The sequence below is a fragment of the Candidatus Zixiibacteriota bacterium genome, from assembly GCA_034439475.1.
Taxonomy (GTDB): Bacteria; Zixibacteria; MSB-5A5; order GN15; family FEB-12; genus JAWXAN01.
The window spans coordinates 1-21154 of the sequence record JAWXAN010000024.1; the positions used below are offsets into that span (position 1 = coordinate 1).

Below are 21154 nucleotides of genomic sequence, written 5' to 3' on the forward strand. Positions count from 1 at the left end.
ACGATTCCCGTTGCCGGTGTAAACGCCAGGACTCACAATAATAGTATCGCCATTCACCGCATTATCGATGCCAGCTTGAAAGGTTGGTTGATCAGTAGGAACCGTTATCACTGCGGCGAAGGATACAGTCCAACTGAAGAGAATAGCTGTGAGCAATGCGAGTTTCTTCGTCATAGTATTTTAACTGCCCTATTTAATGAGAAGCATTTTCCTCGCCTGTCTGAAAGCGCCAGCTTGTGCGCTATAAAAATAAACGCCGGAGCTGTGGCGAGAGCCGTCCCACTCAACCCGCAGAATTCCGGCGTTCGCTGTGCCATCGAATCGATCTACTTGTTGTCCGAGTATGTTGAAAATCGTCAAGTCCCATGTAGTATTTACAGGCAGACTCAATTCGATGATCGTTGTGGGATTGAATGGATTCGGATAGTTTTGTGCAAGTGCAAAATCGTCCGGGAGCGTTTCACCATGAACGAGTTTGTCTACCACTTCTATGACAACAAATGGCACGGCGCCTATGTCGCTGCGGCTTCCGTCCCATTCGTTATATGCGGGGTCCGGGTCACCGGTGTTGTTGCAGGGTGAATTGCCAAGGATAGTATAGCTGGATTGCACAAAGAGCGGATCCGCGCTTATGCTGCCTGTCCCTGGTCCGGTGATTTGATCATAGTTAGTGGAATTATTATAAACGTCGTTATATGACAAGTTCGGCTGAGCAACGGAGACGTCATTCGCCCTGCGAATTCCGAACTGGGCACTCTGAAATACAATTGTGTTCTTAATCACAGGTGCCGAAGATGAATAGGTCAAAATTCCCACACCCGCTGCGTTCTTAATCGTGTTCTTAAGAATGAGTGCAGGCGAATGACCGACAGTCCCGGCTCCAGTTCCGCGAAGTGTGATTGCGCCCTCTGCTGTAACCAACTGACTATCAAGTATAAGCCGGATAAGGCTGGGGCTTGCGTTCTCACATAATACACCTATTGAACCTTTTAACAATCGGAACCCTTCCAATACAGACTCCGAGGTTTCACCCGAATTGAAAGTCACCAAATTTACAGCCGTCGAATTCGTTATGGTTGTTTGTCTGGGGCCATTGACAGATTTTACAGTAATAAACTTCCCTTTAAAATTGATTAGAGAATTAATATAGATTCCGGAAGCGACATTGACCGTCGATCCATGAGGAACGGCATCAATGGCAGATTGTATGGAGGCATATTGTGATGGCACATTTGCCGTAACAGGCGCACTGTGCGGCAAACAGCCCATGTCATTGCGGCTACCATTGGGATCATTATATGCCGGGTCAGGATTTCCGGTATTGATGCACGGTGATCCGACACGGAGCGAAAGATCCGGATAGGTCAGTGGATTAGCGCTGATGCTGCCTGTACCAGCGTTTGAGATATGAAGATAATTGCTTGAAACATTTCCATATACATCGTTGTACGATAATTGAGGCTGTGCAACTTCGGGAAGCGCCGATCGGGCAATGCCGTAGGTCATGTTATTGAGCACCAGCGAATTTTTGATAGTAGGTGCGACGGTCGAATAACTTACTATTCCACCATTCGAACTATTCACAACTGTACAGTTGATTATCGTAGCCGGGCTATTGCCAGTGGAGGCATAGCCTGTGCCTCCGAGCGTTATGGCCGCGGCGTCATTTGTCTGCTGTCCATCAAGGATGCATCTGCGAATTGTTGGAGAAGCATTTTGACAAAGAATTCCGATCCGCCCGCCCTTCAACCGAAAGCCATCGAGAACTGTAGCCGAATTCTCCCCTCCCTTGAACTTAACCAGTGTATCTGTAACCGCACCGGTAAGAGTTGTGACCAATGGTCCGCCAACGGACATTATTTGAATTCGTTTCCCCTTGAAATTCAGCGATCCAGAATACGTGCCGGGTTGAACTAAGATCAAAGAGCCATGAGGCAGTGCATCTATTGCGGCTTGGATTGTCGAGTATTGAGGAGAACCTCCATAGGTGACATAGACAGTATCTGGTGTAGGAACAGAATTGCGAGCATCAATCAGGCCGTATCCGGTAAAGTTGTCGAAGCCGACTGATGCATTGTCATATCCTCCAACAATGTCATGTGCGCCATTAATAAGTCTTTGCTTAACCTGTGATGGCGTGAGAGTCGGATCTGCGGAAAGCATTAACGCCACGACCCCTGCCGCATACGGACACGCACACGATGTCCCGTCAAATAACGCCCAGTAATCTCCGGCGCTGAATCCAACGCTTCCCAGAATGTCCGTCGTGGGCAGTATTGTCGGAGCAAGAAAATCAATTTCCGGTCCATAGCGACTACTCCAGATTTGCCCATCGCAACTAACCGGCTCATCCCACCGCGACCCACGTTTTCTATACCCGCAAGGAGCAGCAGCGCCGATCGCTAAAACATTTGGATACTTCGCCGGGTACAACACAGCGTCTGGTACAGACCCGTCATTTATCCCCACGTTGCCGGTCGCTCCCAGCAACACGACTCCTTTGCTATACGCATAGTTGATGGCGCTCTCGAGAATTGAGTCTGCTGGAAGAGATATGCTCATCGATATCACTCTTGCGCCGCTGTCGGCAGCATGAATGATTGCATTTACTACTGCACTCGAAATAGGACTTCCACTTGCCCCAGACGAGACCTTCATCGGCATAATACTACAGCCACCTGCTACTCCAACCGCTCCAATAGAATTGTTTGCAATTGCAGCCGCTATTCCTGCCGCACAGGTGCCATGTCTGAAGAGATCCATTACATATGGGTTATTGTCACCGTAGTTATAACCGCGCACAAGACGCAAATCAGGATGGAGCGTATCAACACCACTGTCAAGAATAGCGATAATAATTGATGAATCACCATGGCCTTGAGCCTTATCCCATGCCAAATCCGTATTGCAGTCAAAACCAAGAGTACCATTTAGCTGTCCTGTGTTGCGATGCCCCCAGTTAGAATTGAACATAGGATCGTTAGGCGTAGAAGCAAATTTCCCGTACCAATCCGGAACAGCATATTCAATTCCACCCAAAGCCGCCAAATCGACTGCTAACGATTCGATGTCGGCAATTGAGTCAACTGCAATAGTAAAAACTCTGTTGAGTCCAAACTCTTCGGACAACTTCTCATCGACTGGTTTAAATAATTGAGCGCTTACCTCGCGCATGCCATAAGAGTAAAGGACTTGATCGACAGAATCGAGACCAGTATTGCCTGTTCTTATGATTGATCCTTTGATCTGGAAACTACTGCTGTCTACAGCCAGCTTGCTTAGGCGAATTCGAATGACCCCTGGAACATATTTGGAAGTAGAATCGAGAGGAGTTGAGAACGCAATGTCAGACTGCAGAAGGTAACCAGCAAGAAGCAACACTAGGACGTGCTTGGTTATGAGATATCTGATTTTCGTAATCCCTCCTTAATCAAAGACACGAAAAGGTAACCTTATTTAGCTTTTATGCAAGTATTTTTTTGTAGTCATTAACCAACGCTCTCTCACACTGTTCAATTTAACAGTCCCGTCAGATGTTGTCGACTTAACTAGGAGCTCTCTTCTGACAGTTTCATTGATGCACAAATGAATCATTAAGTCTTAATCGAAAACGGTGTAAAGTCTGTCTTCCAGTCAAAATAATCTTCGTGCTCTTTTGCCTTCAAAAATCTGACAATTTTATACGTAAAAGGCATGGCAAGAACTTCCCATAAAACTTTCAGAGCGTAGTTTCCAAACATCACCGCCACAACACTTTCATTTGACCAGACGCCGTAAAATGCCACCGGGTAAAAAATAGCGGAGTCAATCCCGGCGCCGACGACTGTTGAGCTAAGCGCACGGAGCCAGAGGAATTTTCCTTTGGTGTAGAGTTTCAGTTTAGCCAATACAAAGGAGTTACAGAACTCACCGACAGAATAGGCGGTCATTGAGGCCACAATAATTCGAGACGTCGAGCCGAAGGCAGTCTCAAGAGCTTTCTGATCATTCCAACTTTCTGCCGGCGGAAGTTTCAGCACGACCCATGACATGAGCGAGGCAAAAAGGAGCGCGCCAAAGCCAGCCCATACAACTTTTCTGGCGCGGGCATAGCCGTAAACTTCGGTGAGAATATCGCCAAAGACGTAGCTTATCGGAAAAAAGAGAATTCCCGCTCCGAATGAATAACCGCCGATTGACCAGATTTTGGCCGGACCAATCAGATTCGAGCAGAGCAAAACAGTCACAAAAAGGGCCATGATCAAATCATAGTATTTGTAGACTCTTTGAGAACTGGTCGACGCGGGTGTGTTCGGCTGATTCATATTGCGCGGCTGTGGATCATCTTTTCGGCATACTTTCAAGGCGCATGTATGCGACCTGGGCAATTGCAACCGGCTTGCCGGCGCTGTCGGACAGGTCTATCTGGACAGGGCAAATGGTTCTTCCCAGTTTTATCACACGCGCGACGGCTGTCAAGTCTGTCAGACAGGGGGCGAGAAAACGTATCCCCATATCTGTAGTGGTCAGAATCTCATCAGCCTTGGTCATTGTGAGAATCGCAAAGCAGGAGATTGTATCTGCGACCGTCATGAGCAGTCCGCCATGAGTCGATTCGAAGATGCCGTCGTAGCGGGTATCTCGCGGCATTATTGCGCGGCAGATTCCCTTGTCTAATTCTTCAATGCGAAGATTCAAGGCAGACACGATGGGGATTTTGTGTATGCGGCCCATCACCGCGAGCCGGTGCTGTTCTTCGATCATTGGATAATTCCATACGCCTTCAAATTATTTCTTCTCAAGAAAATTGTGATACACTAACCCACCGAGCGCACCTCCGATAAGCGGCCCGACCCAGTAAACCCAGGCATTTTCAAATCCTCCGCCGAGCAGGGCCGGGCCAAGGTGGCGCGCAGGATTCATAGCCGCCCCGGAAATTGGACCGCCGACGAGTATATCAAGTGTGATGACCAGCCCGATGAAAAGTCCACCGACCTTCGGCGCACGCGAGTCGAAGGCTGTGCCATAGATGACAACAACAAGAAAAAATGTCAGGATGATCTCGCAGATGAGCGCCATTGTCGTTGTCACACCAGCGGCGGCGTTTATAGCCGGGATACCCATGTTGACAGTGGCAAGAGCGGCTTCGGGAATGACCATCTTTAGCATAATGGCTCCAAAAATCGCGCCAAGGCACTGCACAATAAAATAAGCGACAGCGCTTTGAAGATCGATTCGCTTCCCAAGAAACGCTCCAAGCGTGACGGCCGGATTAAAATAGCCGCCGCTGATAACCCCCACAGCGCTTGCAAAAACAGCGATTGTCAGGCCATGGGCCAAGGCAATTCCAACCAGCCCCGAACCTCCGCCGATTATGTCATCGACCGCAATTGCGCCCACACCCACAAAAATCAAGGCGAATGTTCCAATGAACTCCGCAACCAGCGCTCTAAAATTCATGCTCTCTCCCTTCTCTATCTACCCGGCCATTCTTCAAACAGCGCTCCCACTCACACAGAACACAAGACGATTCGAAGCTCTGTGCGATTATTCAACGGTGTATGGATAGGGGTTTGGAAATGCGCTGTCAAGTTTTAGAAATGGGTGGTGGTAACGGTTTTATCGGTAGGGTTTACAGGAGAATTGGCGGGTTCGGAGACGGACCCGCCCTCCCAAACTCCTAAGTTATATTCAAAACATGTGCTTATGCTTTCTTGTGATTTGATTTAAGTGTCAATTTGAATCGAGGGTCGAAACGTCGTCCAACTGAACATCGCCCGCAGGAAGCCATTCGAAATTGTTTCTGACGCGGAAATTCTCGTTTGCAGTTTCCGCAGACATAGGTGTAACGCGGCGGTTTGCGAAGCGAAGGATGAAAATTTGCCCTAAGAGAAGTTCCCACGCGGGCGGCTTCTTTTTTAAAAGCCGTGTTGTGGCGCAAGTGAATAATGTGAATCATTTCGTGTTTGAGCGTGTCTTCGAATTCATCGGGAAAGACGTCATGATAGCGTCGTCCGATTTTGATAAGCTTTCGCGAAGGCGTATAGGAACCAGCCATCATCATCCGATCCGAATATTCGATGCGCTGTTTGGGAAGCGCACCGTCGAAAAACAGCATATTGAGCCGGTCGAACAAATCATGGAGTTCACTTATCGAAGGAAGTTCAGCCCGGGCTACTGCAGGTGCGGATATGCTAATTGCTTTTGGCGGCAGGGCGTATTCTTTTATTTTGGCATAAATCGTCGCTGGCGGAGGCGGTGTTATTGATTCAGCTTTGAACAGATCAAGGTGAAGAGCCGAGATAGCTTTGAATTTACGAATGACTGCTTTCATACGATGTCGAATCTTAGCGCTTATTGACTTCCCCGATTCTGCGAGATACCTGAGCGGACAAGTCTCGTCCACCTGGTTTGATTCCTTCATCGGTAATAAAAGCCGAGATCAGTTCATTCGGGGTGACATCGAATGCAGGGGCATAGACCGGAATGTCTTTAGGGGCTGTTCGCCGCCCGAATCCTTCAGTAATTTCTTCTGGGGATCGTTCCTCGATTACAATAAAGTCACCCGTAGGAATGCCGGGGTCAAATGTCGAAGATGGCGCCGCAATGTAAAAGGGAATATTATGCGCTTTGGCGAGAACCGCCAGGCTATAGGTACCGATTTTGTTCGCCGTGTCGCCGTTGCGGGCAATCCTGTCCGCGCCCACAATTACCATCGAGACCCTTCCCTGGCGCATAAGCATGCCGGCGGTGTTGTCACATATAAGGGTGACATCGATCCCTTCCTGTTTCAGTTCCCACGCAGTGAGGCGAGACCCCTGAAGAACCGGACGGGTTTCGTCGGCAAAGACTCTGATATTCTTTCCTGCATCGCGGCAGCAATAGATTATACCGAGGGCGGTGCCAATGCCGCCAGTTGCCAAAGCGCCAGTATTACAATGAGTGAGCACAGTATCGCCATCGCGCACCAGATCCATTCCATACTTTCCGATGCGCTCGCACATTTCTTTGTCTTCGTCATGAATGGCGATGGCTTCGCTCCAGAGGAGCTTGACAATCTCTTCGTGCGAGGATTGCGCGCTTTGGGCTACCGCTGCCACTATGCGATCGACAGCCCAAAAAAGATTTACGGCGGTCGGACGCGAGGATTTGAACTCCTCGCTAAATTGCCTTATCTGAGCAAGCCCGCTTCGACCAGATTGTCTGACCGCCATGGCGATGCCGTAGGCAGCGGCAATCCCGATTGCCGGAGCGCCCCGGATCTCGAGTCGCTTGATGGCGTAAATGACTTGTTTGTAGTCGTAGAGATCACGGTAAACAAGTCGGTCAGGTAGCTGGGTCTGGTCTATGATCCGAAGCTGATCTTTTATGAGCTCAAGAGCTTTTACTTTCACGCTTTACCCTCATTGAGAATGTTTGAACCGATTGGCATATATATGACGCTTTATTTTCTTTGTCGAGGTTTTTTCAAGCTCGGACAACTGTATCTCGAAATCGGCGATGCGTTTATAGTCAGAAAGTTGCTGGTTCGACGCTGAGACGACTCCAGAAATCACCTTTCTGATTGTACCCATATCCCCTTTCAGTTCTTCTCCAAATTCTGCCGAAAAGAGATCGATGTCCGGAATAATTAGAGCCACTGGCTCTTCCCCCTGTTTGCCGGATTTCGTCCGACCGACAACCACTACTTCCATAACATACGGCGAGGCCAACAGTTTCTCCTCAAGTTCTTCCGGGTAAATATTTTTTCCAGCCGAGGAAATAATAACGTTTTTGGCCCTGCCGGTTATCCAAAGGTGGCCGCCACGAAAACAACCCAGATCACCGCTGTGCAGCCAGCCATCGCGAACTGTTTCTTTGGTGAGTCCAGGATTATCTTTGTAACCGGGTGTGACGCTACCCCCTCTGATGAGAATCTCGCCAACATCGGAATCTCCGACCGGCTCCATTCTTACCTCAAGATTTGGAAGCGGTTTCCCGACCGATCCAAACTTAATGTCGCCCGGCTTGTTCATTGAAATTACCGGGGAACATTCGGTCATGCCATATCCTTGAAAAAAATCAAATCCGATAAAATTAAAAAAACGGGCGACCTCGGCATGGAGCGCGGCTCCGCCGGAGACAAACATGCGGATTGATTGGAGTCCCGCTTTTTTGCGGAGCGAGGAAAACAGAGGTTTGCCCAAGTGAAGTCCCAGCCCCCATCCCGCGCCAGAGATAAAAAACAATACTTTGAAAAGAATTTTTTTGATTGTGGGCGCGGCATTGATTGAACGCATCATGGAATGATACATTTTATCGTACAGCAACGGTACACCGCACATTACAGTTATACCATTAGCGGAAATGTCTTCGAGAATTTCTTTTGATTTGAGCGACCGGGCAAAGACAATACTTGCTCCTGCCATAAGGGGTGTCAGAAAACCGCAGGTTGCCTCAAAGGTGTGATGGAGCGGCAGAATCGAAAGAAATATGTCCTGCCGGTCAAAGGGAATCGCCTGCGAGATTCCCTGGAGATTATGGAGAATATTGGCATGGGTGAGCATTACAACTTTCGGTGAGCCCGTAGTTCCTGATGTATAGATAAGCACGGCAACATTCTGACGAGAGATATTTCTTGTGCTTGGGCGCAGAGATTCAAGCCGCGACCAGCTCTGGTCAGAATCGTTGCTCATGACAAACAGTGATGGTGACTTTTCCATTTTTTGAAAGAGCGGCTCGAAGCTTTCAGCAATGAAAAGAGATTTGATACCTGAATGTCTGACAATATGCATAATCTCATTTTCCTTGAGATTGCTGTCAATAGGAACGACCGTTTTCCCTGCTGCGAGAATTGCAAGGTAGGCAATTCCCCATTCGGGTCTGTTTTCTGAAAGGAGACCGATTTCGGGCTGGTCAATGTATGAGTCGGACATCAAACCGGCCGACAATCGCTGGACACGTTCTTTTACTCCTGAATAGGTATATGACTGTCCTCTGCCTCCATCGGCTTTGAATAATATCGTATCTTCATACAACTCCGCAGACCGGAGAAATCTGTCAAAGATCGTTTCGGAGACTTGGGCAACAATCATAGACTGAGTAGTCATATTCGGAATGTAGGTAATTCTACCGGTGAGAGGAAGAACAAAAAGAAACCGGAGCAGGTTTTTGACCTGCTCCGGTTTAAGAGCGAATCTACTATTCGTTTTTATTCGACCGCAATCTTTTTGGTCAAAATAATACCGCCGCGGGGATCGATATCGGTGATAACGATATTGAACGATCCGGTATCGGAAGGGGTCCAGCGGAAGCCGGTCGCTTCTCCATATCCGTTGGTCTCCTGTGTGGCTCCGGTAACGGTCCCACTCGAAGCCGTCATGATAAGGGTATGGTCACCCAGTGGATTGTCCCAGCGGTCAGCAATAGCGGCGTTGATGTCAATTGTTTCGCCGACTGCGGCTGTCGATGGGCCGCCGGCGCTTGATTTACCGCCATAGGCGTTTCCAGTCAGGAGGGAGATATTGAAGCTGGTCGAGGCACCGGAGCCCGCCCAGAACGAAACAACATCCGTGGCTCCGATTCCATTGTCATTGCCGCCTGTCAATGAATAATCAACGTCAAGGGTAGTAGATACGAGCGTCACTCGGTCAGATGAACTTGAGACGCCGTCTTCGAATACTCCACCGGAGACTGAAAGATAGTTTGCTTCGCCCTCAAATGGTGTGCCGCCATGTACCGGGTTGCCGTTTACATCAACACCAATAACTGTCACATACGCTTTGGCGACTCCATCGGCCTGAATTGAAGCCGGGTTGCCGAAGACTGTCATGACAGTTGTATATCCTGAATTATAGAAATAGGAGGTGTCGGCGACTGCCCCGCCGGAGGTCTCGACCCGTATGAGAACGATACCATTTGCGCTAGGGACATTATTTCCGGAGAACCAAACCGAGCCAACGCGCCCTTCCAAATCATGAGTGCGGTCTTCATGGGACTTCATTGAGCCTTCATCCGTGCTAAAATATGCAACTGTGTTGTCAGCGACCGGATTGAGATAGACATCTGAAATGACAGCTACGACCTTGTTTTCACGATTGACGACATACCAATAGGGAACGTTTATGTCCTCGGCGCCAATTACCGCGTACTGGGGCGGCCCGGCAGAAATAAGGACCTGGGTTGCATTTGAAAGCACGGTATCGGAATAGGCGCGAATTCGGACGGTACCGGAGGCAGTGCCTGAGTGCAAGCCGACTGTCGCGACACCCTGTGAGTTTGTTACTGCAGTGTATGGACCATATCCGGTATTTCCAAGTCGTTCCCCGCCACCAGGACCATCGAGTATGACAAAGTTGATTGTCAAGCCTTCGGGTACTCGATTGCCATTAAAATCATATCCGGTCGCTCTGACCATGCCGGTTTCGATACCGCCAGTCTGTTTGACGACCAGATTTGTTGAATCAGAAGATAAGAATATCGAATTCATAGTTGCGTTCGGAGAGAGCTGAAGCTGGACTTCGGCTGAGCCGGTTATTCCGTTATCCGCGACGGTAACTTTGATGTAAACCGTAAAGGCATCATTGCCCGAAATATAGTTTACATTGGCCGCGCCTGCACCGCCGGTCGTGTAAACAATCGAAGGGACCAATCCAAGCGCGTCCCACTGACCGTTTGCGTTGGCATCAAAAACAAGCGAGTCAATTCCGTTTGACCAGTAGCCATTGCCGTCGATGTCAACAAACTTCTCTCCGGCGGTAACTTTGATTACCGTCGAATCCGGCGCGGTCTGACCGATAGCGTCGCGCACAGCAATCGTGATTCGCGAGGTGTCAGCCCCATTGGCCAGCAATAAACTTGGCGAAGTCGACACATTGATATTTCCGGTTCCGCTGCCGCCTCCAGCCTGAGCGACCGATAGACCAAGCGTTTTGGTGACGGTGCCACCGGCGATACTTGCGGTGATGGTCACAGCCCCTGAGCCTGTGGCCGTGAAGATTGTAGCGGCCACGCCTGAGGCATCGGTGGTGTCGGATACGGGTGAAAAATAGCCAACCGTTGAAGGACTCGCGCTGAAGACCACTGCGGTATTCGGCATCGGAGCTGTCCCGAGCACGACCGTTGCTTCGACGACTGATGTCTCACCATTGTTGATTGATGTCGGACTTGCCGCGAGATTAATAGTGCTGGTCGCCTGCGGGTCTGATGTGTTGGTGGTGCTTTTTGAGCTACAGCCGGGAAGCATCAAAGCGGCGCCTACGGCGATCACTGCCGCGCTTGCGGACACGGATCGAAAAAGCTTGTTTGTCATAACGACTCCTGTACGTGTATTATTGAATATTTCAATCATTTTTTACTATCCGGTATTTCCTTATGTAGGTATCGGCTGAAAGGCCAAAATTATTTACAATAAAAAACGCCTCTGACTATGAATCAGAGGCGTTTCGGAAAAGTATTCTCTCTCGGACTAATTCTTCAAAGCTAGGTCGGCATCGACAATTGTCGGTGTAACAAAGATAACCAGGTCGCGGCTTTCGTTTTTCTTCTGGCTGAATTTGAAAAGATTGCCGAGAATCGGTATATCTTTGAGTACCGGCACACCAGTCTCTGAAATGACTTCGTCCTGAGTGGTCAACCCGCCAATAACGGCCGTCTGGCCGTTGGAAACGATGACATTGGTTTCGGCGTTGTTGGTATTGATGATAACGCCGTTCGGATCGAAGGCATAGGTCGAGCGCTCTGGTTTGAGGTGCATGAGAATTTGATTTTCGGCTGTGATATGGGGCGTGACAACCAAAATTGTTCCCACCTGCTCGAACTTGATAACAAGGTTACCGGAAGCATCGAACTGCTTGATCGGAACCTTTTGTCCCATTTGTATGCGAGCCTCTTTATTCTCAATTGTTGTAATCTCTGGGTGGGCGATGATTTTGCCTTTACCGCTGGTGACGACGGCCTGAACGACCGCTTCAACCGTCCAGCCATTCTGAAGCGCGGAGAGCGAATAGACTCCGGCTGGGTTGGTAACTCTGGCGGTGCTGACTTCACCGGTCTGGTCGATCACACGGCCGCTATTGGTAACAAATGTTCCGCCTGCCGACCAGTCAATTCCAAGCTCCCGAAGTCCGTTGGATGAAACTTCGAGAAGCTGGGCTGAGATCTTGATCTGCCTGGCTGGTTGATCAAGAGCCGATACGTAATCCAGTACCGACGGAATATTGCTGGGCACTTCCTGAAGGATAATAGAATTGGAGCGGACATCGCTTGTGGCTTGGCCGCGTTCGGTCAAAAGTGATTTGACTGCCTTGACTATATCATCCGAGGTCGAATTCGAGATTTTGACAATTTTAGTCTCTAATGGAACAAGTGTCCGCTGTTCTTGCTCGTGCTTGTTGTTTTCCGAAACTTCGTGACGATAGTCTTCGGCTGATAATACGCGGATGTAGCCCTGTGAGGCATCGACTACGGCCAAGTCATAGGTGGAACCGATAATTTCCATTGCATCGCGCCACAAAACATCGGTCAGCTTGATTGTGACTGTTCCTGTGACTTTTGGAGAGACAACAACGTTGACGCCACCGTAGTCGGCAAGGAATGTCAGCACCGAGCGGATTTCAGCCGATTGGAACTGAACGCTCTTGATTGGCATGGAAGGATCTTTAACTTCCTGCGCCAAGACTGAACCCAGCAGGCCCACGATAGGCACAATCAGGCCAACCAGCAATTTGAATTTAAGGGGACGTAACCGTTTCATATCAGCACCAGCCTTTCATTAAAATTCGTCTATTTTCAGAGCGAGCGTTCTGCTCCAGCCATATTCAAAGACCTGGAAGAAAACCTGATCGCTTTCAACTCTCAGGACATATCCATTGCGGACTTTGTCGCCGCTTTTCAGAATATAGCTGTAGCCGTCTTTATCTTCGAACAAGGCCCTATTTGTCTCACGCGATGGCGACTCAATTACACCCACCAGCTTGAGTCCTTCGACGTTGGGAATGCGCTGTTCCATCGGGCTGTTATACGTCTGGTTGTCATTAATCAGGGTAGCGAATGGATCACGATTCCCTGCCTGGTGGTACTTTATTACCAATCGTTGCGGGAATTCAGCAATCATTGTTCCCTTGAGTTTGTTGGAGGTCGCGTCGCGGCGAAAACGTGATGTAAGCGGCTTGCTTGTCAAGGCATCTTCGTCTTTGTCATTAAATGCTTCCGCAGGACTTACCGCGAGTTCATGTGACCATGAATCATCTTCCAAGGTTGTATCAGCTTTCATGACTTTTGGCTTGGCAGACGGAGTCGATGCCGATGGTGTGATTTCGGTGTCGGTTTTTGTGATACCGACAGGCTTATTTATAGGAAGCCCAGATTTGTTGGCGTCGTGAGCCATCTCTGGAATCGTATTCATAGGAAGAGAGGGGCCATGCACGGAAGGCTGAGGCGATACTACAGTCGGCTTTAGCTCGATCACTTCGGATTTGGACTTGATAGGTGTTCCTGTCACCGGCGGAACACCTGTAATAGGGGTTCCTGAAGGGACAGTCGCAGGTGACGGCTTCGGTTCACTCTTTAGTGAGGTGGCAACCGTTGTGACCGGCATGTTTATAGGCTTCGGCGCAAAAACGACTGGTGATGAGGCGCCATTAGGTATTGGAGACGGTGTTGGCGAAACTTCTTTCTTCTGAACCGGTATCGGTAGCGGATCGTTTTTCGTTACGATTGGTGCATTGACCGTTTTATCATTTAGAGCCGTGGGCTTCGGAATTGTTGTCGCTGGTTTATTTGGAGTAGATGCCGTTTGCGCTACCACAGACGTCTTGGTCGCGCCGGGATATGGTATCGGTATGCTGGGCATCGCAGTTCCAGAGACCGGAGTCGCAAGCGGCTCATTATCAACCGGCTTTGCAGAGACAACTACCGGCGGCTTGGTTGTTACAGACGGTTTGTTCTCAGTAACCATGGGCGTTTGCGATGATGGCTTTGCCGGGACCAAAGGAGAGGGATTCTTCACAAGTACCGTGGTCGGTTTATCTGCCGGTGTTTGGCCCAACGGTTTTTCCGTTGCTACCGGAACTGGCAAAGGAGTTATCTTTGGTGTGACCGTTGCTGTCGTATTCGCTGGCGTGTTCGCGGGAGCTGGTGACAGCGGCGTAATTACATTCGGGGTGGTGGCTGGCTTTGTTACTTTCGCCGGGTTTTCTGCGATCGGCTTCATATCAAGCATTTCTGGTGAGTCTCTCAAAGCCGTAACAGGCGGCGTTACTTTTGGTGTCGGATTCGGATTTTGGGTAACCGATGGCGGGGTAGTCGGAAGCTTTGGATTAGGCGGGGTTGTAGCAACAACGCCCAGCGATGACAGACGGTCGCTGGTCATCGCCTTATTTTGATGCGCGGCCCTCGCCGACAGGCTTACTGGCGGAATGGGATCCACCACGGCGGACTTTGCGATCGTCGCCGGACTCGGCTTGACGTCTGGAAGAATCGGCGTAATAGAGGATTGGCTGCTCCAGACAGGAAAGGGCTGAACAGTGTTGTCTGTGAACATCACGCTGATAGATTTGCTGTCTGAATCTACTTTATATAAAGAAGCCTTATTCAGATCAAATACAATTCGGACTACCTGTTCAGGCGAAGCCGAATACTGGCTTGTCCGAATCGAGGTCACTGGTGTGACAGGCAAATTGACAAATTCTTTTTGCCCCAGCTCGTGCGTAGCCGCCAAAATATCAACAATCACGCGGTCGGATTTGCCGTCTTTGGCAACTTCCGTCTGATGGGTAAACCGGATAGGGCCATCGATGCCGATCTTTGCGACGGTGGCGCCGTTTAGGTAGCTCAACTCGACGCTGGTCACTCGCGAGGCATTGGCATTATCGAGCGCAACAAGCATGAGCAGGCAGAGGATCGAAAACAATTTCTTCATAATATAACTTACTCCTACAGGCTCAGCTCGGCGAGCCGCTCTTCTTCTTTAACAAAGTATGTGGAAAGCACAAATGTCGCAGTCATCGTCTCCTGTTTTCGGCCAACTTCCCGCTGGTTACTCTCTTCTGTATTGGCCTTCGAGATAACAATCTTCTGGGCTTTGATATCCATGCCGGATATGTTGGCTATAAAAGGAAAATTGGCGACATAGCCAATGAAGGATCCGAAATCATGGTATGTACCGGTCATTTCGATTTCAAACGAAGCAACATTATAAAACTCGGCAGAGGCAACCGGACGCGGCAGGACTTTGACAATTCTCGTGCCGGTCAGCGATGAAGCCGTATGGAGCTGAACAAGCATCGACGGAAGCTGTTTGACTTCGGGCAAAAGAGTTTCAATTTCTTCGTAACGCTTGAGCAGGTCGGTATACTCGAGCTTGAGGGCGTCGAGTGATTTAGCCTTCATTTCGACATTGCGAAGATTGGTCGTGATGGTTTCGAACTCCTGGTTCTTGATCGATATTTCCGCATTGTAATGGGAATAGACGCGTGAGTACCAGAAGTAGACCACTATAAACAAGGCGAGTGCGCCTATCATCATTTTTTGAGTTTTTGAATCTTTCAAATCCATTTGGCCATACTCCTAGTTTAGACTCTTTTGGCTGGTCGTGTCCGTCTTGGCTGTTTCTGACACTTCAGCCTGCGATAATTGTTTTCTAAGGTCTTCATCCGAGAGATAGTGAAGGTTGCAGCTTACGACAAACTGGTATGCCTTTTCATTTTCATCGAACTTATTTTCCTGACTTGAGACGAGTTCCACATTCTCAAAATAATCAGAGCGCATCATCTTGATCATGAAGGCGGCGAGTGAATTCAATGTAAAGGCGTAGCCTTCAACTTGAATCTGCATCACCTTTGGACCCGCAGGCACGGATGCCTGGACAGGGGCCGGGGTCTGTTCTTCAGTTGGAGCTGGATTCTTATTCTTGGATGTTTTCTCGGCCGGTTTTGAATCATCATCTTCTTTAAACGATGCCAGCCAGACGAATTCCGGCATATTGCTGGCAATATTCTCCAGAATTCGAACCCAGGCAGTTCGGTGGCGATCGAGCTCTTCGACTGCATTCATTCGCTGGGTAATTTTCACTTTCACATCGCTCAGGCCATCGACAAGCTGAATGTCTCTCTGAAGCATGGCTGCGCGCTGATTCGCCCGCTCCATGTTGTCTGCGAGTTCCGCAAGTTTGTGGATCTGGAAGAAAGTCAGCCCGGCGAGTACCGCGATAAGTCCGATTGCTCCCGCAGTGACATAGATACCGGTCTTGCCGAACGAAAATGCGCCGGATCCTTTAAGGTAGTCTTTGGGAAGTAAATTAATTTCTATCATTGTCGCTTACCTTACCTTCCGCATAGCCAGCCCTACCGACACAGCCAGCAATGGCGCAATTTTTTCCGGTTGAAGATATTGGAACAGCTCCGGATCGTAATCGACATTTCTGAGCGGATTGGCCAGTTCAAGAGGTATATTTAGTTTTGACTGGAGGTACTCGGGCATATAGGGCAGCAACGCTCCTCCGCCGGAGAGGACAATCCAATCTATTGCGTCGACTTTGTTCTGCGATTTGAAATAGGAAAAGGCCAGCTCAATGCCCGAGACAAGTTCATCGGTTGCTGAAATTATGGTGGCCTTGAACATGTCCTGGTCAATGGTCTCCGTCATTTCACCTTTCAGCGCCTTTGCAGTCAATTCGGGATTGAGACGGAATTCACGTTGAACGGCATTGAAAATTTCTCTTGTTCCGGCTGAGACATCGCGGGTTGAGGTAAACAAGCCGTTTGCTATGTATGTGATATTCGTGACATCGTGCCCAATATTGACAAGCGCGGTTAAGCGGGCGGGATCGATATCATAATTTCCTTCGTAGGCGTTCAAAATAGCAAAGGCATCGTCATCAACAATAACGGGACGAAGGCCGCAGTCTTCGATAAGCTCCAGATACATCTTAAGGTATTCTTTTCGGGCGGCGACGAGCAGGACGTCCATCTTGTTGATGTCATCGTCGGTGCGAATCACATGGTAATCGAGGGTCACATCATCGACATCAAACGGAGCCCGCTGTTCGGTTTCAAAGAGAATGGCCTGCTCGGCTTCGGGGCCGGTCTTCTTGTCAATGGTGAATTTGTCAGTGATGACGCTGTGTCCTGATACTGAGACGACAACATCCTTAATACTCGGATCAGTTTGGTCAATGAGCGACTGGATGTTGAAAATGACGGCTTCGCGGTCTCTGATTTCGTCGGCGACAATCGCTTCTGGAGGAAGTTCTCGTATGCCAATTGCAGAGATCGAATAGCCGCCCTTGGTGTGGTCGAGCTTGACTAACTTGATTGAACTGGCCCCGATGTCGAGACCAGCGATACTTTTGTTCTTGCGCGAAAACAACATAAGGTTACTCTTTATCGTTAACTATCAATTTTTTCTTCATTTGGGCTTCGTTCCATTTCACATGCCATGTATCGGCAAACTTTATCAGCAATTAACCCGTCATCTCGAGTTTCTTACTGCCCGTGTCTTGAGCAGGGATGGGAAAACGGCGCGAGATCGACGTCTTTCTTTGTTACTCTATCGGAATACACAAGCTTGGACTTAACCCTGTCTTGCGAGGGATTGCGGATTCTTGTCAAAAAAAACCCCCAGCTGTCATGCTGAGGGGTTCACGTCATCATTGGAAAGACTTTCCGGTCATATCCGGCAGGAAGTGTTTCCGTTTTCTTTATTAGTAGTAGTAACTATTTGACTGAACGCGTCCGGTCGACGCCAGGATATTGTGACTTGCGAGCGAATTAATATTGTCTGTTGCCACATAAGTGAAAATATTTCCCCTTCCAACGAACTTCGCCGACCCGTTGGGCCTGAAGATTATGACGTCATTTTCAACGTCGGTCAATAACAGTGAGAAATCTGGGGGCAGGCTGTCGGTGCGGATAGCTGAGTCGCCGCTAACAAAATCCTGGCCGCCAGTGTTGATAAAGTCTTTAAATATTGTATAGGTATGGTTATCAGCATCAAAGTAAACACCAGTCGGTTGTTTGTCCGAGATGGCTGTGGAGCGCGCCAATTTAAGAACGGAGTTCAGGTCTCTATTGGCCGAGCGGGCTCCCATTCGTTCAAAAGCAATTTCAAAACGCGGAACCGCCATTGCCGCAACAATACCGACAACAACCACCGCAGCCATAAGCTCGATAATTGTCATACCTTTGCAATCGTTTGTTCTGAGTCTACTCATATAACACCTTCTTTTGGATTGACTTTTGTCCCATTCAATTGCTGGCTTGCGATTGCCTCAAAACGCAGACAGGCCAGTCTATACCAATTCAGAGAATAAGCATGAACTGTGCCTTCCGGGAAGATTCCGGCTATCGTTCCATTGATCTTCGTCTACTTCCTTGCCGCATAAGAGATTCGGCGTGGGTTTTGGCCTATGGTTGCTGCGTTCAAGTCAACCCCGACGCAACTTCAAAATCAAAACTATGGGCACACTCCCATATTTCTTGGTCATGAGTTAAGCATTGACAAAATCAATGATCGGCATAAATTGTATCATCTGCACAGAGTTGGCATTTCAGTTGTTATGCCTTCTATAAGGTGATTCCGTTTGAAAGGATTTTCTATGACGCCTGTCCGAGTTCGGCAACTTGTTTCTATTGCTACACTTCTTCTCTCAGTAACCACAGGTCCGATCGGCAATGTCTCGGCAGATGCCCTTCCGGATGCACTGAAATCACAGGCTGTCGCGACACCAAAACAAGCCGAGTCGCTTGACGCCCGCACAAAATCGTTTCTGGCAAGCCGCAACAGCGCAACGGCCAGAGTCTGGATTTTCTTTACCGACAAAGAGATTGATAGCCGTCGCGGTTTTGAAGCTGCATCGACAGCTGTAACCATAGAGCCGCGTTCATTAAAACGCCGCGCAAAAGTTGGATTGGACAAAGTTGTCTTTGCCGATCTTCCGGTCTCCACCAACTACATTGGAGGGATTGAACAGTTTTCAGGCGAATTGCGGAGAATATCCCGTTGGCTAAATGCGGCGTCATTTGATATCCCCATGTCCCAACTTGAACAGGTCGCGGCTCTTCCCTATGTTGCCAAAGTCACTCCTGTCCATATTTACAAAAAAGACCAACTTCCGTCTGAGAGCGACCGAAGCGACACCCAGCCGCCTGCATCTGCTTCGCCCAATGCGCTTAACTACGGCAACTCACTTGCACAGTTAAATCAGATCAATGTCCCGCAATTGCATGCCGAGGGAATTGATGGTACCGGTGTGACATTGGGCGTATTCGATACTGGTTTCCGGAAAAGCCATCAGGCGTTCGCATTGGCCCTTTCCGAGGGCCGTCTGTTAGCCGAGTACGATTTTGTATTCAATGATGGCAATACCTCAAACGAAGGGGCCGATGTCGCAAGCGCATGGGACCATGGAACATATACCTGGTCGACTTCAGGCGGTCAAAGAGACGGCTCGATCTACGGCCCGGCCTACAAGGCAAATTTCATCCTCTGTAAAACCGAAGATGTTCGGTCTGAAACCCATACCGAAGAAGACGACTGGGTCGCCGCGCTTGAGTTTGCAGATTCTGTCGGAGTCGATGTCATAACTTCCTCGCTGGGCTATTTTGATTTCGATGCCCCGCAGGCTTCCTATACCTATGCAGATATGAACGGACTGACCGCGATTATTACCCAAGCGGCGAATCTGGCGTCGGGCATGGGGATTGTCTTGTGTAATTCCATGGGAAATAGCGGACCAGCCGCAGGCACCCTTTCTGCTCCTGCTGATGCCTTCGACATGATTTCGGTGGGCGCTGTCAATTCATCTGGAGTCATTGCGAGTTTTTCATCGCGCGGACCGACGTTTGATGGCCGCATCAAACCCGAGGTCTGCGCCCGCGGGGTCTCAACCTATGCCGCATCGGCAACAAGCACAACCAGCTACGCCTCACCGAGCGGAACCTCCCTTTCCTGTCCACTGGTTGCGGGCGCTGCATGTCTGCTTATCCAAGCCCACCCGACCTTCACGCCTGCCTTGATTCGTCAATCAATGATGGAAACGGCATCGAAAGCAGCAACTCCTGATAATACCTATGGCTCAGGAATAATAAACACTCTGGCCGCGTCTACCTGGGGAGCCCAGTGGGCTGCCGATGATTTAATAGGAAACGCGCCGCTTACAGTAAATTTTACAGCAAGCTCGACGCTCAGCCCGACCTCGTGGCTCTGGTCTTTTGGCAATGGAGACAGTTCCTCTGCTCAAAACCCGACGTACATTTTTCAAAATCCCGGCTCGTATACGATTTCGATGACTGTACAGACGAGCGCCGGACCACTTACCATCGAACGGGCAAGTTACATTGTGGCCCTTGGTGACACATTGTCTTTCGCCAAAGATTCGGTCTTTGCCGGTCAAAAGATTGTCATACCGGTTCGCTTGAATAACTCACAGGCACTCAATAGTATCATCATTCCGTTTGAAGTCGGTCAAAGTCAGGTTCCGGTGACACTGGATTCAGTGCGACTCGGAAGCAGAACAAATTATTTCGAAGCTCTAACCGTTATGACTTCCGATCCACTCAATCATCGCTACACATATCAATTGACAGCCAATAACGGCGGCGGCGCGCCAAATCTTGCAGTTGGAAACGGCGAGGTGCTTAGGCTCTATTGTACGACAGGGAAGTTCGCGCTGGGGGGACTTTCAAGTCCCGTGCAGTCTGTGACAATTGGCTCCTTTACTCCTGAGATTGTGACCGACGTTACCAGCTACCCTCTGCTGGCGATTGGCGGATGGGCCGCGACAAAAGGGATTCTGCGCGGAGATTGTGATTATAGCAATGACGGCCTTATCGATATATCTGATTTAACTAGACTAATTGACTTTCTCTTCATAAGTCTTGCGCCGCTCCCGACAGTTCAATCAGGCGATCTTGATGCTGATTTCATCATTGATATTTCAGATTTAACATATATGATAAACTTTCTCTTTATTGGAGGACCGCCTCCGGTGAATCCGTAGGAAATCGCTCAATACTCTTACTGGATTTGTGATGCCGGAATCATAATCCGCTGGCGGACTGAGGTTCTTCATAAGAGAGTTGGCTCACGAGGACGTACGCCAATCACAAGTCTTCGTGCGGGGCGCCTCGGCGGACAGGCACTGGAATGACATTGTGTTGGATGGTACAGTCCACCGAGGCGACTTGTGAGCCATTAG

15 protein-coding genes are annotated in these 21154 nt (G+C 49.3%); 1 reads left to right on the plus strand and 14 read right to left on the minus strand.

The window, feature by feature from the left end:
• Positions 1–189: 189 nt before the first annotated feature.
• The 14 genes from SGI97_02895 to SGI97_02960 all read right to left on the minus strand — a co-directional run bounded on the left by SGI97_02895 (position 190) and on the right by SGI97_02960 (position 18169).
• Positions 190–3381 (minus strand): S8 family serine peptidase, encoded by a 3192-nt coding sequence (locus SGI97_02895; GenBank protein ID MDZ4722841.1) that lies wholly within the window; start codon positions 3379–3381, stop codon positions 190–192.
• 212 nt (positions 3382–3593) lie between these two features.
• Positions 3594–4304, minus strand: a complete 711-nt coding sequence (locus SGI97_02900) for a queuosine precursor transporter (GenBank protein MDZ4722842.1) — start codon at positions 4302–4304, stop codon at positions 3594–3596.
• A 16-nt stretch (positions 4305–4320) separates the two neighbouring features.
• Positions 4321–4743, minus strand: coding sequence for a PaaI family thioesterase (locus tag SGI97_02905; protein ID MDZ4722843.1), 423 nt, complete (start codon positions 4741–4743; stop codon positions 4321–4323).
• Between the two features lie 24 nt (positions 4744–4767).
• A complete protein-coding gene (locus SGI97_02910) occupies positions 4768–5439 on the minus strand; it encodes an MIP family channel protein (protein ID MDZ4722844.1) in 672 nt (223 codons plus the stop codon).
• Between the two features lie 244 nt (positions 5440–5683).
• On the minus strand, positions 5684–6313 hold the full coding sequence (locus SGI97_02915) for a hypothetical protein (GenBank protein ID MDZ4722845.1): 630 nt from the start codon (positions 6311–6313) through the stop codon (positions 5684–5686).
• A gap of 13 nt (positions 6314–6326) precedes the next feature.
• Positions 6327–7373: an S-methyl-5-thioribose-1-phosphate isomerase gene (gene mtnA, locus SGI97_02920; protein ID MDZ4722846.1), complete on the minus strand. Its 1047-nt coding sequence runs from the start codon at positions 7371–7373 to the stop codon at positions 6327–6329.
• Positions 7374–7382: 9 nt separating this feature from the next.
• Positions 7383–9053 carry an AMP-binding protein gene (locus SGI97_02925; protein MDZ4722847.1) on the minus strand — a complete coding sequence of 557 codons (1671 nt, stop codon included), beginning with the start codon at positions 9051–9053 and terminating at the stop codon, positions 7383–7385.
• 116 nt (positions 9054–9169) lie between these two features.
• Entirely contained in the window at positions 9170–11269 is a 2100-nt protein-coding gene (locus SGI97_02930; protein MDZ4722848.1) for a hypothetical protein, read from the minus strand.
• Positions 11270–11425: 156 nt separating this feature from the next.
• Complete coding sequence (locus SGI97_02935; protein MDZ4722849.1) at positions 11426–12712, minus strand: hypothetical protein; 1287 nt, start codon at positions 12710–12712, stop codon at positions 11426–11428.
• Positions 12713–12730: 18 nt separating this feature from the next.
• Positions 12731–14878 (minus strand): AMIN domain-containing protein, encoded by a 2148-nt coding sequence (locus SGI97_02940; protein ID MDZ4722850.1) that lies wholly within the window; start codon positions 14876–14878, stop codon positions 12731–12733.
• A 14-nt stretch (positions 14879–14892) separates the two neighbouring features.
• Complete coding sequence (gene pilO, locus SGI97_02945) at positions 14893–15513, minus strand: type 4a pilus biogenesis protein PilO (GenBank protein ID MDZ4722851.1); 621 nt, start codon at positions 15511–15513, stop codon at positions 14893–14895.
• Positions 15514–15525: 12 nt separating this feature from the next.
• The gene (locus SGI97_02950) at positions 15526–16269 is read right to left on the minus strand and encodes a PilN domain-containing protein (GenBank protein MDZ4722852.1); all 744 of its coding nucleotides are present in this window, start codon (positions 16267–16269) and stop codon (positions 15526–15528) included.
• Between the two features lie 6 nt (positions 16270–16275).
• The gene (gene pilM / locus SGI97_02955) at positions 16276–17328 is read right to left on the minus strand and encodes a type IV pilus assembly protein PilM (protein ID MDZ4722853.1); all 1053 of its coding nucleotides are present in this window, start codon (positions 17326–17328) and stop codon (positions 16276–16278) included.
• A 331-nt stretch (positions 17329–17659) separates the two neighbouring features.
• Complete coding sequence (locus tag SGI97_02960) at positions 17660–18169, minus strand: GspH/FimT family protein (protein ID MDZ4722854.1); 510 nt, start codon at positions 18167–18169, stop codon at positions 17660–17662.
• Between the two features lie 384 nt (positions 18170–18553).
• Here SGI97_02960 and SGI97_02965 point away from each other — a divergent pair, with 384 nt between their 5' ends.
• The gene (locus tag SGI97_02965; GenBank protein MDZ4722855.1) at positions 18554–20956 is read left to right on the plus strand and encodes a S8 family serine peptidase; all 2403 of its coding nucleotides are present in this window, start codon (positions 18554–18556) and stop codon (positions 20954–20956) included.
• Positions 20957–21154: the final 198 nt, after the last annotated feature.

What these genes read in the sequence shown, in the direction of transcription:
- SGI97_02900 (MDZ4722842.1), bottom strand. Translation starts at nt 4,304, where the DNA reads ATGAATCAGCCGAACACACCCGCGTCGACCAGTTCTCAAAGAGTCTAC.
- SGI97_02905 (MDZ4722843.1), bottom strand. Translation starts at nt 4,743, where the DNA reads ATGATCGAAGAACAGCACCGGCTCGCGGTGATGGGCCGCATACACAAA.
- SGI97_02910 (MDZ4722844.1), bottom strand. Translation starts at nt 5,439, where the DNA reads ATGAATTTTAGAGCGCTGGTTGCGGAGTTCATTGGAACATTCGCCTTG.
- SGI97_02915 (MDZ4722845.1), bottom strand. Translation starts at nt 6,313, where the DNA reads ATGAAAGCAGTCATTCGTAAATTCAAAGCTATCTCGGCTCTTCACCTT.
- SGI97_02925 (MDZ4722847.1), bottom strand. Translation starts at nt 9,053, where the DNA reads ATGATTGTTGCCCAAGTCTCCGAAACGATCTTTGACAGATTTCTCCGG.
- SGI97_02930 (MDZ4722848.1), bottom strand. Translation starts at nt 11,269, where the DNA reads ATGACAAACAAGCTTTTTCGATCCGTGTCCGCAAGCGCGGCAGTGATC.
- SGI97_02935 (MDZ4722849.1), bottom strand. Translation starts at nt 12,712, where the DNA reads ATGAAACGGTTACGTCCCCTTAAATTCAAATTGCTGGTTGGCCTGATT.
- SGI97_02940 (MDZ4722850.1), bottom strand. Translation starts at nt 14,878, where the DNA reads ATGAAGAAATTGTTTTCGATCCTCTGCCTGCTCATGCTTGTTGCGCTC.
- pilO (MDZ4722851.1), bottom strand. Translation starts at nt 15,513, where the DNA reads ATGGATTTGAAAGATTCAAAAACTCAAAAAATGATGATAGGCGCACTC.
- SGI97_02950 (MDZ4722852.1), bottom strand. Translation starts at nt 16,269, where the DNA reads ATGATAGAAATTAATTTACTTCCCAAAGACTACCTTAAAGGATCCGGC.
- pilM (MDZ4722853.1), bottom strand. Translation starts at nt 17,328, where the DNA reads ATGTTGTTTTCGCGCAAGAACAAAAGTATCGCTGGTCTCGACATCGGG.
- SGI97_02960 (MDZ4722854.1), bottom strand. Translation starts at nt 18,169, where the DNA reads ATGAGTAGACTCAGAACAAACGATTGCAAAGGTATGACAATTATCGAG.
- SGI97_02965 (MDZ4722855.1), top strand. Translation starts at nt 18,554, where the DNA reads ATGACGCCTGTCCGAGTTCGGCAACTTGTTTCTATTGCTACACTTCTT.